Genomic DNA, 255 nt, shown 5'->3' with positions numbered 1-255 from the left:
TCGCCAATTGCATGCGCTTGTTGCTGCACGCGGCGGCCTACATCCTGCATCAGCAACTGCGTACCGAAGGGCTGCGGCATACCGCGCTGTCGCAGGCGCAGCCATCAACGGTCATTGCCAAACTGTTTAAAATCGCCGTGCAGGTCAGGCAGTACAAGAACAAGATTGTCCTTCACCTTCCGAGCGCCTGTCCGGCCAAACATCTGCTCCGGACCTTGACCGAACGACTGTACCTGTCGACACCGGCCAGGTCCC

The 255-nt window shown here is 59.2% G+C and carries 1 protein-coding gene; it reads left to right on the top strand.

Going from position 1 to position 255, the window contains the following annotated elements:
* Positions 1 to 255, top strand: a 255-nt coding sequence (locus tag F2P46_RS36885) for a transposase (RefSeq protein WP_208296983.1), incomplete at both ends; no start/stop codon positions are given.

Source organism: Massilia sp. CCM 8734 (assembly GCF_011682155.1).
Classification (GTDB): Bacteria; Pseudomonadota; Gammaproteobacteria; order Burkholderiales; family Burkholderiaceae_D; genus Telluria_A; species Telluria_A rubra.
The sequence above is the reverse complement of the archived record's forward strand: the minus strand, read 5'-3'. Positions and strand labels throughout refer to the sequence as shown.